Source organism: Sphingobacterium arenae, from assembly GCF_014692505.1.
Taxonomy (GTDB): Bacteria; Bacteroidota; Bacteroidia; order Sphingobacteriales; family Sphingobacteriaceae; genus Sphingobacterium; species Sphingobacterium arenae.
Genome location: NZ_JACNYK010000005.1, coordinates 246,811 through 260,728, shown reverse-complemented (window position 1 = coordinate 260,728; position 13,918 = coordinate 246,811). Strand labels below are relative to the sequence as shown.

Below are 13,918 nucleotides of genomic sequence, written 5' to 3'. Positions count from 1 at the left end.
AAACATGAAAAAAATAATTGGCAGCATCTTACTCCTGCTACCGTTAGTTATCTTCGGTAACGATATATCCGTAGCAACACCGCAGGAGCTTGAGCAGGCAGTAAAGAAAGCAAATCCTGGCGACAGGATCACCATTACGAATGCTGGTATATGGAAAGATGTCAGCTTGAAGATACGTGGACGTGGAACAGCACAGCAACCCATCGTTATCACCACCAACGATGACGCCCCTTTATTCATAGAGAATAAATCGTCGCTGTCCATAGCCGGTGAACATCTCCACCTCAAAAACTTCTACTTCCGGAAAGGGCATGCGGCTAAAAACTCCGTGATTACATTTCGAATAAGTGATGATTTGGCCAACCATTGTACGATTGAAAATTTTGTTATTGACCATTACAACAAGCCGAATCGCTTCGATAATGATAATTGGGTTGTGCTCTGGGGACGGCATAATCGTATTGCCGGCTGTACTTTTGACGGAAAAATAAATGCAGGTCCAGTACTTATTGTCGAGTTAAATGATGAAAGAAGCCAAAAGAATTTTCATCTTATCGAGAAAAATCATTTTAAAAACCGGTATCGTTTAGGATCCAATGGAGGAGAAACAATACGAATAGGCGTTTCCCGCTACTCCATGCATGATTCCAATACGCAATTGACCAACAATTTTTTTGAACATTGCTCAGGAGAAACGGAAATTGTCTCGATAAAATCTGGCACCAATTACATAGCAGGAAATTATTTTTTCGAATGCGAAGGTTCTTTGGTATTGCGTCATGGTGACAATAATGTCGTAGACGGGAATATATTTGATGGTAACTTCCAAAAGGAAACCGGAGGCGTCCGAATGGTTAATTCCGGCCATGTCATCAAAAACAACATGTTTAAAAATCTTCGTGGTAAGGGATTCAGATCACCATTAACGATTATGAATGGCGTTCCTAATTCACTGATAAACCGTTACATGCCGGTGAAGGATGTCAAGATCGATCACAATACATTCGTAAATTCTGAAAGTCTGGTATTTGGTGGGGGAAAAGACAATGAACGGACTGTCGCACCTGAAAACATCCGTTTTGAGAACAACACCTTCGCTCAATACGGCAACAAATGGTACCTGAACAACAATGAAAAAGGAATACTACTTGCAAACAACGACACATCCGATATTTTTCAGGATGTACAAGTGAACAGTGATAGCTTTGGTTCCACTTTAGTTTCCAAAAATGTACAAGCAGACGCTTATGCTTCTACGAAGCATATCATCCGAAACACAGAAGAACTATATGACGCTATTCAACATGCACATGCATACGATACGCTTTTCCTTCAATCCGACCAACTGATCTTCGGTTTGGAAAAACCACTCCTTATTACCAAACCATTGATCATTACCGGTAATCAAAAATATACCTTTGTCAGTAACGCAGACAAGACACTGCCGGCATTTATTGTTATCGCCAACAACGGCTCTCTTCATGTAGAAAATATTTATTTTTTAGGCACATATGAAAGCTACGGAAATGTTCGTTCGGGAATCAATACAGATATAGACGGTGTATTACAGCGCTACACCTTAAAAGTCAAAAACTGTACATTTACGGATTTTAACGAAAGTACCTTTGCAGGAATAAAGGCGGAGAAAGCTTCTTTTGCTGATTCACTTCAAATAGAAAACTGTGTGTTTTATAACATATCGGGTACCGGCATAGCGTATAACGCTGAACGTGAAGACAAAGGTATCTACAATGTTGAAAATGTATGGATTAAAGATTGTATATTTTCGAATATTTTAAATAGTGCTATTGATATCTATAGAGGTGGAAATGACGAAAGTACCACCGGCCCTTTTGTGGAGATATACCATTGTACATTCAATGAAGTCGATAATAAAGAACAGGGAGCAGCCATCAGGTTAATAGGCCCGCAATATATTCGCTTTCAGAACAATAACGTATACCAGTCCGGCCAAGGAGGACGAAGTATTGAATGCCGTGAATTTCGATATCATGATATTCTTATCGAAAATTCAAATTTTTTCGAATCTGGAAAAATCGAAACTTTTTATCCACAAAATAGTGGGGGAAACAGTGGAGAAAAACCAATTCTCATGGAGTTCAAAGCGTTAAACAAGCAGCTCCCAAAATCTTTTAAAATCAATCAAATAATAGGCAGCCATGAACTTATATAAAAACACCATTATATTTTTAACCTTCATTTTGTTCTATAGCAACTGTTCGGCGACCATCGATATCCCTGAAGCTGATCTTAAACTCGATCGAGCTATAAGAATCGAAGTTAAAAACGTTGATGAACTTCATGCCTTACGTCCCAGCCCCGGAGATACCGTATATCTTGTGGACAACCAATGGGAAAACAGTCAGATAACACTGAAAGGTAGCGGAACAGCAGATCAACCAATTGTTTTTCGGGTAGCTGATCCAAAAAACACACACTTTTCCGAAAAATCCAATTTGACGATAGATGGAAAATGGATTATAGCAGATGGGTTTGTATTCAAGGACGGATTTTCGACCGGTAAGGACGTAATCACATTTTCCAAAAAATCGTCACATTGTACCTTGGTAAATTCAGCTATTCTACATTACAATCCGAACAACAAGGATATCGATTACAAATGGGTTTCTCTCTACGGCACACATAATACGGTAGCAAACTGTGAATTTACAGGTAAAAACCATTCAGGAACGACCCTCGTGGTATGGTTAGCAGAAAATCCCAATCATCATATTATTACCCGAAATTATTTTGGTCATCGTCCTGAACTGGGAACAAATGGAGGGGAGACCATACGAATAGGAACAAGTCATTGGTCTATGCATACATCCAGCACACTTGTCACCAATAATATCTTCGACAATTGTGATGGTGAAATCGAGATCATTTCTGTCAAGTCATGTCATAATATCATCGAGAATAATCTTTTCTATGAATGCTCGGGAACATTAACGCTTCGTCATGGAAATGATAATATCATCCGAAATAACTTCTTTATCGGTAACGAAAAAGTCAACTCTGGCGGAATACGTGTCATCGGTGAACGTCATCTTGTAGAAGGTAATTACCTACACAAATTAAAAGGAAAATCTTTGCGAGCTGCCTTATCGATTATGAATGCTGTAGAAAGTCCCGAGCTTAATGAATATTTTCAAGTACAGGACGCACAAATCAAGAACAATATCGTTATCGGATGTACAGAAGGTATCGTTATCGGTGCTGGTGCCAATACCACCCGTACTGTCGTTCCCCAAAATATTACGATACACGATAATATTTTCCAAGATGTTTCTACCGTCATCAAATATGAAGCAAAGCCAATTGGGATAAGCATTAATAATAACCAAACAAATACTTCTATATCAGAAAACGGCTTTTTGAAACTAAATGACTTATTGAAGGTCAACGAATACGGTATATATACCAATATGCCTGTTTTTTGGCTAGACAAGAGCAATAAAATAGGTCCAGAGTGGATAAATCTAAATCAAACCAAACTAGTAGGTAAATAAATAAGTACTCCGTACAAATCTCTAAAATAAATCCCCTGTGCACGATGCACAGGGGATTTTACACCCAACTTCTCTAATAAAACGATATGATATCGTTTCGCAAAACAACTTTTATTGCGAAATACTCGCCCCCATAGCTGCAATATTTTGACGCGATTTTCCATTCTGGTCATTGGTGATAACGTCGGTTGGAATTGCAGGGGTATAGGTCGTACCCAAATTTTCCAACTGACTGGCCGACATCCCCTGTGTCGAAGCAGGTGAACCAGCCGATAGCGGTAAAGTCCGCCCATACCCTCCATAGTTAGCAAATCTGCTTAGCATCGTTTCCGCATCAAATGATTGACCGGAGATGATGTCACCGTTTCCATCCAACAATTGATTGCCGCGGACACTTGACGAAAATACCGGATTGGCACCTGAGCCAGTAAATATATCCCCACCACTAACAGCCGTATTACCTGATAAAATGGAATTATAGATACGGAGTGTGGTATTGGATGTTAGTTCAATGCCTCCTCCATTGTTATAGCCCTTATTTCCAGTAATAGATGTGCTGATCACATCTAACCGAGAGGGAGCCGCTGCTGTTCCATAGAGACTAATACCCGCTCCATGGCCACCAATATTTTCGTAGAAAGTAGAGTTTACGATCACCGTTACCGAACGTTCCCTTCCATAAAAACCGCCTCCACGACGAGTTTCACTTAAACCGGCGCCGTTGTTATTGTTATATGCGATAGTACTGTTATAAATATAAGTATAAGTGGGCTGCGAGCCGCTAAAAGCATAAATTCCCGCACCTACACCGCTGATGGTATTATTTGATATCTCGCAATCATTAAAATAAACCGTCGCTGCCTCGTTAAAGATACCTCCTCCATTACCGCCATTATGTGTTCCCTTATTCTCTTTGATTGTGCTTCGTTCAAATCGCACCGTAGCCCCCGAAAAGGCGAACACGCCCGCGGCATGAAAGCCCGTTGTATTTTCGGATATCTCACAATCAAAAATATCTACGGTCGAGCGGGCCACGATCAATCCACCTCCATAGAAACGATAATATTGGGCGCCGTTTAGCGTGATATGTCCTGTTCCGCTGTTAGCCGCCTGTCCGTGCTTAATTGAAAGACCTTGCAAAACAACTTTCTGTCCATTCTGAGGTGGCGCAGTAATAGCCACGGTGTGATAGACCTTTCCTGAAGACGTATTGCCACTCAGAATAGTTTCATACGAGGTAGGATCAGATACGGCTCCTTCCACCGCATCATTCGGATATCCACCTATTAGACCTATATTACTATGTATCTCAAATGTCCTATCAGCGGCGTTACTAGCACTCCCACCTGTAAGAACTTTTGTTGGTATATACGTACCAGCCGCAATATGGATAACATCCCCAGGCACTACCGCATCCAATGCTTTGTCTAAAGTAGTAGCCTCATTCCACGAAAGGCCCGAATTTTCTTCAGTTCCCGTAGTTTTCACATAGAAATGTGTAACTAAATCACTTGGTTCTGCAGCTGCTTGGATAACCTGTATTTTCTTTTCATTATCTTTCGTAATCCAAACGGTCAATTCCGCATTCCTTGGATTGGTACTTCTATTGCGAGCGATACTAAATGTAATCTTTCCATCTGCCAAAGCATTTTCAGAAGAAAAACTAACCCAGTCTGCATTACTTTTTACACGCCAAGGTAAATTCGATTCTACATTGATTGTAAATTCTCCACCTTCTTTACTCACTTCGATAGCATCGGTCTCCAATGAAAACGCTGGTTCTTGCGGCGTAAAACTACCTAAATCATCAATTTTCGAACAGGAAAAGCAAACACCAAGTAGTAACACGAAGAGTATGCCAGTCCACTGATTCAAATATCTGTTCATATTATTTTCTTTAAAATGTCCTTATTCAGAAGTGATTAATAAACCGTTGGCCACAGAACGCTCCTGACCGCCATTATCTGTCGGCCAGTTGCGTATTTCAAAACGATCCGCAGAAAAATCGGGCGTATTGCGGATGAAGAATGTGGTAGAACCTCCCCCATCGAGATTAATCCCATTTTCCGCTCCCAATGCCTTCAAACAATGTCCCAACTCTTCGAACAACATGCCATTGGAATACCAGAAATTTCTGCCGTCAACGGCCAATATGAATACCTTCTGACCGTCGGCAGAAACGCCGATACAGGTACGAGGCTCCACCGTAGTATCCATGTGTGTAAGCACAGCTCCATCGCGCACCAGCGTTACGCTACCGCCGACAGCTTCTTTGATCACACCGGTCGCAGCGATACTAGGATACTCATCTCGGGTAGCCACGAACGCGTTTCCGTCGTGACCAATAGCAAAAAAGCTTCGTTCCCCACTATCGAACGTTGTCCGTAGCGCAACGCCCTGCTTATAAAACACACCCCGCGGCGTACCGTTATCCATATTGTAAAAATCTCCGTTAACCCCTGCCCACACACGTTTAGCTTCGGAATCTACATGCGTTGCCTGTACGGTCATGCGTTGCATGCCAAAGGTATTCGCATCATTTGGGGAAGAAGCGACGATATCGATATCCGGATGGCTAAGATCAACTTCAAAAACAAACATCTTCATGGCTAATCCTTTCTGCGATAGATATTCTATTTCACTAGCGATAACACCATCCGTCACCGTATACAAAGTATCTGTAAATATCTGGGCAAAAAGGTCCGTTCCTTCTACCAGTTTTTTACCAAATTCCGTTTTAGGCTCGGCCTTATATTCGAAATGATACTCGTTCTTATCACAACCATATTGAACGACGACAAACGACAACGCTATCATCATCCAGCATATATTTTTAATCTTATTCATCTGCTTATATTTTATTTGATTTCCAATCAAACTTATACACATTAATAACCTGGGTTAGGCACGAGATTAGGGTTGAGCTGTAACTCTCTACCGGGAATAGGCAACACGTGCTGATGATCGAGTAACTGCAATTCCTCCTTCGCCCGTTCTGTTCTTACCAGATCGTGATACATAAAGTTTTCTCCCAACAATTCGCGTTTTCTCTCGCTTAATATAGCTGTCAGGTATTCATTATCATTAGCAGGAAAGATATCCCCTAAACCTCTGAATCGACGCAGCTCATTCAGCCGTTCAACGCCTAACGATCTTCCTTGTGCTTCTGCACTAATGAGGTACATTTCGGCTATTCTAGAAACGATAAAAGGGTCGCGGCCGGTTTGTCCACTGGGGTACTTATTGATACATTCCGTACCAGCGATATTGATCAATGAAATAGCTTTTCTCTTATCGTCATCAGCAAACAATGCGATGGTTTCCGGTGTAGGCTTATAAGCGCCCTGCCCTCTGTTCGGGTGCCCATAAGTATAGAATAGATCACTGATATTGATACTTGATTCTTCCGTACGGTTCGCGAACGCAAAAATGGTTTCTGTATCGCTGGCATCACGGAAAATACGTTCAAAGGTATCCAACCGATAGGCTCCATCGGTAATTAAGCTTTCAGCCAAGGTAGCCGCTTGTTCCATTTTCCCTTGGCTGAGCATTACCCGTGCTTTTAGGGCAATCGCCGCACCGCGGGAAACGTAGTAGTAACTTGAAGAACTACCGAGCAACGCCGCCGCTGCATCTAATTCTTCTTCGATAAACGCCCAGACATTCGCTATAGGGTCCCGATGAACACGTTCCATCGTATTGTTCCGTAAAATCGGCACATCGCCCCATCGAGTTGCTAAGCAAAAATAGATGTACGCCCGAAAATAATGAGCCTCTCCTTTAGATAAGGATGCCAATTCCGCTTCCGGGAAACGCTCCGCCACCGCAAGCATATTATTCACTTGATACAGCGCGCTAAAGTAACCGTTCCAGCTTGCCCCGACAGTAGCGTTCAACGGACTCAATGTCGCGTTAATCAAATCTCTAGAGGTGCCCGAATTAGTCTGTATCGTTCCACCGAGCATATCAAACAGGATAAATGAGCGAACAGTCGGGTCATTTTGCACGCTATTGTACATACCATTCCGTACCGCAGGGACATCGCGTATATCTACCGCATCCGGCGAAATCGCCGAGAACGAAAACTGCTCTAACTGGTCAGCACAAGATCCAAATAGTACTATTGCCATCATGGCTATGAAATATTTTTTCATCACTTTCATCTTTAAAAGTTTGCATTGAGTCCTACCGTAAATGTTCGAGGTTGGGGTACATTAAACGTATCCACACTAAAGAAACGTGGGTCCATATTGTTACTAACCTGTGGATCCCATCCCGGATAATTGGTAATCAGAAACAGATTGTCTGCTTGGAGGAAAGTCCGCAAGCCTTTGATGTGATATTTGTTCAATGTAGGTGTTGGAAAATTATAGCTTAACATAAGCGTTCTCAACCGTATAAAAGACCCGTCTTCCAACCAACGGTCGGAGTTACGTGTATTATTGATGTCGCCGTTCAATGCGCGTGGATATTTATTCGTAGAACCTGGGCCAGTCCATCGGTTTTCAGCATGTTCTGCCATAACTGCACTATTATGGCCTAATCGCGCCACCTCGCCCTGCCATTGTGCAAAGACATCATTGCCATAGACATAAGACAAAAACACATCTAAGGAAAATCCTTTATACCGGAAGGTATTATTCCATCCCCCGGAAAAATCCGGGTTAGATGATCCCATGACCACTCGATCGTTGTCATTGATAATACCATTGCCATCCACATCCTGCCACTTGACATCGCCGGCCCGTATGCCAATATCGTATTGCGATTTTGGGACCTCTCCATCATATTGATAGATTCCTTCCATTTTGAACAGGTAGTACGCACCAATCTCTTTGCCGACCTGCAATGCCCTATTACCCCCGATACTAATCGGCTCATCATCCCCAATAAGTGCGGTGATCTTATTTTTGTTCGTTGCAATATTAAATTGGGACAGCCATTGGAACTGACCGAAATTAAAATGTGTATTAACTGTGAATTCAGCACCGCGATTTCGCATCGACCCAATATTGGACGTAATGGAAGTAACACCTGTCGTTGCATGTACTGGCATAGAGTAGATCAGATCGGTTGTATTCTTCTGATACCAATCGACCATGACGTTTATTTTACCGTTCAACAGTCCGAGATCAAACCCGACATCATACTGTCCGGCCTTCTCCCATGTCAATGTTTCGTTTCCAAAAGTATTGACGGCAATACCGCTGTTACCAAGATAATTATACCCACCCTGCATTAAGGCTTGGTAAACGTAGCTGCCTAAGCCGTCTTGATTACCGGTACGACCGTAACTCATTCTGAACTTAAGATCTGTACCACTTCCCTGCATAAATTCTTCTTCCGAAATATTCCATCCCGCAGATATCGACGGAAACCAGCCCCAGCGATTGTCCCGATGAAAACGAGAAGACCCGTCGGTTCGCAACGTACCTGTCAATATATAACGATCCAAGTACGAAAGCGTCGCGCGACCAAAATAAGATTCCAGGGTATAAATACCACGTCCGGAAGAAGATATCGTCTCTGCAGCGGCACTCGCTACGACGAAAGACGGAGAAGGAAATCCTCGGGCATCGATATAGGTGGTACGCGTATCAATTTTCTGGAAAGAATGCCCCGCAATAGCATTCAGCGAAAAATCACCAAATTTATCATTGTAAGTCAAAACATTCTCAAACAAATAGTTTCGAATCAGTCTGTTACGGTCCAACAATCTTCCCACTCCCATACCATAAGGGTGGTTCTCGTTGTAATAGGTATGGTCGTAGGTCTGTGTCACATCCGCATTAAACGACGATTTCCAAGACAGCTTATCTTTCCATTTCAATGTGGTATAGAAATTCCCCAAATAGCGTAAATCTTCGATATATACTGTTTGCTCGTTAAGGATCTGCATCGGATTGTGATATACCAGCTCGTTCGTACCGCCAACGTAATAATCGCCATTTGGTTTGTAAGGTCTGTCAAACGGGCGCTGTTGTATAGATCGACCTATAATAGTCGTTCCAAGAGAAGCTCCGGGAATTTGATTATTCCGCACATAATTCGCTGAATTATTCGTTCCAATTTCCAACCAAGGTGCTACTTCATAACTCATCTTCCCTCGTAGGTTGATTTTGTCCATGGAGTTGGTCTTGATAACGCCCTCCTGTGTGGTATACGCTGCGGCGAAGTAGTTTTTCATCTTCTGTGTTCCGCCCGAAACCGCTGCATCTACTGTAAAAAAAGAACCTGTTTGCGTAATAACATCCATCCAATCCGTGTCAGGTAGGTTGCCAAATGGATTAGAAATAGGTAATTTGTATCCAGAGTTACCGATCTGTAGCCCGTACTGTTCATTGTAATTGGCAATCCCTTCATTCATACTTTTTACATACAGTTCGGAATCCGCCATTTTAATTTTATTCAAATAAGGGAATTGTGTCATACCGCCATTCACATTGAGACGTATATCTGCACGCCCCTCCTTTCCCGAACGCGTCGTAATCACCACAACCCCATTGGTTCCCCTGGAGCCGTAGATGGCGGCCGAAGCAGCATCCTTCAATATCTCGATCGACTCGATATCGGCTATGTTCAACGTAGCCAAAGAACTCATAGATTCACCAAAATCATACAGGTTACTATTCGTATTGGTAATCGGCACGCCATCAATGACATACAGCGGCTCATTACTTGCACTCAGCGAGGATATCCCTCGTATACTGACCCGCTCTCCGCTCCCTAAATTTCCTGATCCTGTTGCCGTAGAAACCCCAGCGATTCGACCATCCAACAATTGAGCAGGGCTATTTACAGGACGCATCGTAGATTCATCTACATCCATTTTACTAATAGCACTCGTAACCAATGCTCTTCGCTGTGTACCATACCCAACGACCACGACCTCCTCTACTTTTTCACTAACTTCTGACATCCGGACAAGCAAAGAATTATTATCGCCAGCCCGCACCAAAAAGTTGCGCTCGAGGTACCGCTCATATCCTATTCTATTGAACGCTACCTGGTAAGAATTTCCAGCCGTTAAACCCGCCAGAGAAAAGATACCTTTGTCGTTTGTAGAGGCTTGAAAACGCCGACTTTGTAAACTATCCACGACTTCCACCGTAACGCCCGCCAGCGGCTGCCCACTGTTATCCATAACGGTTCCCCGGATGATAGTAGACTGTTGTGCGAAAGACATCAGGGGTACCATTAACCATAGCATCACCGCATATTTCCCCATCATAAACAATACTTTGTTCTTCTGCTTCATAACATCTAGTTCATTTTTAAACATTAAAAATTGGACAAAACGGTTCTTTCCGACCTACTCCGGTCGACTCATACTTTTTATTCATATCATCATTTTTTAATTGTTTTTCTCTATTCGGATTGTACGTTCTTCTTTATGATAAATCAAATCGTTCATATTACATATAATGTTCAGTACCACTTCCAAAGAATCCGTAGGCTGAAATTCGCCTGTAAACGACAATTGGTGTACCTCCCGCGCTAAGACATCGATATTTACATCAAATTCCCTTGCAATACAACGAAATACTTCATCTAGCGGGGCTTTATCAAAACGCAGTAAATCACTTCCCTCCTCTTCGGATATCTTTTCTATCTTCTTGCTTCGTACCTTCTTTTTAGAAACAGAAATAGGTTGGTTAAGTCGATTCGAAACTGCCCAGAGACCGCTGCGTGAATTGACACGAAGCTCTTCGCCCGGTTCCAAATAAACATCAGACAATGCTACCGAACTTTGAGTTGACGACCGCACAACGACTTTACCGGAAACGAGATTTACCTTAAAGACCTCCTTGGGGCGCGCAGCAACTGAAAAAGTCGTACCTAAAGCTGTTGTAGAATAACCTGCTGCCCAAACAGTAAAAGGCCTTAACGTATCCTTCGTCACTTCAAATGTGGCTTTTCCTTCCAAAAAGACGTCCCGTTTATCTTTCTCAAAATGAGAAAGATATCGAATAGAACTTCCGGATGCCAGCGACACTTTGGAACCATCGTCCAATAGAACAATAAGATTCTCTTGGTGTATATTTTCATGTAAAATTGTGTCGGGCGCCCACAAATGGGTGGAGGCCGTCCTAGGTATCGGTTCACTATCTCTTATCAAATAAAGCGACAGCCCCCAACCTAAGAAGACTAATATCACGGCTGCAGCTACGAGTCGTGCAAAAGTCCGGATATAACTTGTCGACAAACGATGTGCAGCGTTACCCGCACCTGTAACCGATTGTATCTGCGAAAAAATATCCTCAGCACGCGCTATCTCTATGTCGTCTTCAGAAGACTCGTTTGCCCAAAACTCCTGCTCCATACGTACCTGTTGTTCAGGATGATGTCGTTCCAGATACTGAAGGACTTCTTTCTTTTCTTCTTCAGTTGCCTTCCCCTCCCAAAATTTCTCAATCAAATATGTAATCCTATCCATTGACCTCTACTTAAACACAACAATCCACTACAAAAAGTGCACGTTGCTACGAAAGAACGACGTTTATCCAGCTCTTTATTATAAATACTCCGATTTGGCTAAAAGGGGATAGTTTTTTTGAGAAAAGTTAAAATTTGTCTGAAAAAGCACCTGTAATTAAGATAGCCGTATAAAGATGTGGGTATTTCAGGGAGATATAATCTTTGATAGCACGATTGGATTGTTTGAGGTAATCCTTTACAGAGACGGGCGATATGCCCATCATGGACGCGACTTCCTCCTTCGCTTTTCCTTCAAAACGACAAAGTTTAAACACCTCCTTCTTTCGAGCAGGTAGCGCATTGATCGCCTCCTCAACAATTGTCCATTGAGAAAGATATTCGTCTTCATTAATAGTCTCTTCGGGGAATATATGTTCATAGTCCGTGTATTCTTCGACGTACTCAAGCGATTCCCTCAGCTTCTTTTTTAAGAAAGTGGTGGCCTTATTAAAGCTGACGACAAACAGCCACCCCCCCAACGATTGGTCTGGTTTGATTTTAACCCGATATTCCCATAAAGCAACAAATACTTCCTGCAGAATATCTTCTGCATATTCTGGTTGTCTTACTATTTTTAGAATATTGGCATAAACCGGCCGGTTATATCGATCGTATAGAGAACGAAACGCACCCGTTGAACCCTCCATAAGGGCATTGGCCAAATTCTTATCAGACAGCTTCGAATACATCATAAAAGTTAACTGGTGTACTAAACAAATGTACAAAATCCAACAACAGGGACAAAAGTATTTAAAAGACCGCGCGTTTCAGACAAAAATGATGTTATGAAATTATGAATTTTCACAGACAGCGTACCCTCTTATACAATCAAGGAATGGCAACGATTTCGCAAACAACACTATAAAGTTTAAAAAAATAACCCTAATTTAACGACCAAAATAAATTATTCATGGACCTTATATTATCCTTTGGCGAGATATTGATTCGGCAACAGAGTCTCGGGAACACATTCTTCGACAAAAACAACAATCGTTTAGAGATTTTTCCAGGAGGCTCAGAAGCCAACGTGGCAGCATCGTTGGCCCAAATGGGCGACAGCGTGGCGTATTGCAGTGCCTTACCACAAAATGCGCTATCCGATGAAATAGTAGAAATTCTCAATGATTTAGGCGTGCATACCAAAAAGGCACTCCGTACGGGCGACCGACTTGGTACTTATATCTTAATGTCTGCCAACGGCCTTTCTAAAGGCGAGGTTATTTATGATCGAAAATATTCTAGCTTCAGCCAGTTAACTATCGAAGATATGGATATAGACAAGTTCTTCGAAGGCGTTTCCTGGTTTCATTGGACAGCCCTTACGCCCGCCCTTAACAAAAAGATGGCCGACCTCACAGGGGTTTTGCTTCAAGAAGCTTCCAACCGAAATATTACCATTTCTGTAGACTTAAATTATAGAAATCGATTATGGCAATATGGCCAAGAACCGATAGACATCATGCCCCAATTAGTTGCTCATTGCGATGTTGTTATGGGGAATATCTGGGCTGCGAACAAGATGCTTGGCACCACGGTCGACGAGTCTTTAAATAGAGATACACTCCAAGAAACATATCTTGCTGCTGCACAGAAATCTGCTAAAGAAATTTTCGAAAAATATCCCAAGTGTAAACACGTGGCTTACACGTTCCGCTTTATGGATAGCCCAAATCACAACCTGTTTTATGGAACATATCATACGCCTACAGAAAATGTCAACTCGGAGGTTATGGAAACTAACGAAGTCATTGATCGCATCGGAAGTGGAGATGCATTTATGGCAGGATACATCCACGGCTTGGTCAAAAATATGTCTGCACAGGATATTATTGATACAGCAACGGGCGCAGGATTTCAAAAGCTATTTGTCAAAGGAGATTTTGGCAACGGAAAGATAAATTAAACGG

At 42.3% G+C, this 13,918-nt stretch carries 9 protein-coding genes; 3 read left to right on the top strand and 6 right to left on the bottom strand.

Annotation, left to right across the window (positions count from 1 at the left end; translation table 11 throughout):
* Nucleotides 1–4: 4 nt before the first annotated feature.
* A complete protein-coding gene (locus H8B17_RS16825; RefSeq protein ID WP_190310383.1) occupies nt 5–2,194 on the top strand; it encodes a chondroitinase-B domain-containing protein in 2,190 nt (729 codons plus the stop codon).
* Complete coding sequence (locus H8B17_RS16820; protein WP_190310382.1) at nt 2,181–3,533, top strand: polysaccharide lyase 6 family protein; 1,353 nt, start codon at nt 2,181–2,183, stop codon at nt 3,531–3,533. Before H8B17_RS16825 ends, H8B17_RS16820 begins: the two co-directional genes overlap by 14 nt.
* Nucleotides 3,534–3,644: 111 nt before the next feature.
* Here H8B17_RS16820 and H8B17_RS16815 read toward each other — a convergent pair whose 3' ends face one another.
* The 6 genes from H8B17_RS16815 to H8B17_RS16790 form a co-directional block, all read right to left on the bottom strand.
* Nucleotides 3,645–5,420: a BACON domain-containing protein gene (locus tag H8B17_RS16815; protein ID WP_190310381.1), complete on the bottom strand. Its 1,776-nt coding sequence runs from the start codon at nt 5,418–5,420 to the stop codon at nt 3,645–3,647.
* Nucleotides 5,421–5,441: 21 nt separating this feature from the next.
* The gene (locus tag H8B17_RS16810; RefSeq protein ID WP_223816643.1) at nt 5,442–6,380 is read right to left on the bottom strand and encodes a phosphodiester glycosidase family protein; all 939 of its coding nucleotides are present in this window, start codon (nt 6,378–6,380) and stop codon (nt 5,442–5,444) included.
* A 41-nt stretch (nt 6,381–6,421) separates the two neighbouring features.
* Entirely contained in the window at nt 6,422–7,687 is a 1,266-nt protein-coding gene (locus H8B17_RS16805; protein ID WP_190310380.1) for a RagB/SusD family nutrient uptake outer membrane protein, read from the bottom strand.
* An 11-nt stretch (nt 7,688–7,698) separates the two neighbouring features.
* Complete coding sequence (locus tag H8B17_RS16800; RefSeq protein WP_223816642.1) at nt 7,699–10,791, bottom strand: SusC/RagA family TonB-linked outer membrane protein; 3,093 nt, start codon at nt 10,789–10,791, stop codon at nt 7,699–7,701.
* Nucleotides 10,792–10,887: 96 nt separating this feature from the next.
* The gene (locus tag H8B17_RS16795; RefSeq protein ID WP_190310378.1) at nt 10,888–11,970 is read right to left on the bottom strand and encodes a FecR family protein; all 1,083 of its coding nucleotides are present in this window, start codon (nt 11,968–11,970) and stop codon (nt 10,888–10,890) included.
* A 127-nt stretch (nt 11,971–12,097) separates the two neighbouring features.
* Nucleotides 12,098–12,703, bottom strand: coding sequence for an RNA polymerase sigma factor (locus H8B17_RS16790; RefSeq protein WP_190310377.1), 606 nt, complete (start codon nt 12,701–12,703; stop codon nt 12,098–12,100).
* Nucleotides 12,704–12,921: 218 nt separating this feature from the next.
* Between H8B17_RS16790 and H8B17_RS16785 the strand changes: the two genes are divergently transcribed.
* The gene (locus tag H8B17_RS16785) at nt 12,922–13,914 is read left to right on the top strand and encodes a sugar kinase (protein WP_190310376.1); all 993 of its coding nucleotides are present in this window, start codon (nt 12,922–12,924) and stop codon (nt 13,912–13,914) included.
* The last annotated feature ends 4 nt before the right edge of the window (nt 13,915–13,918 follow it).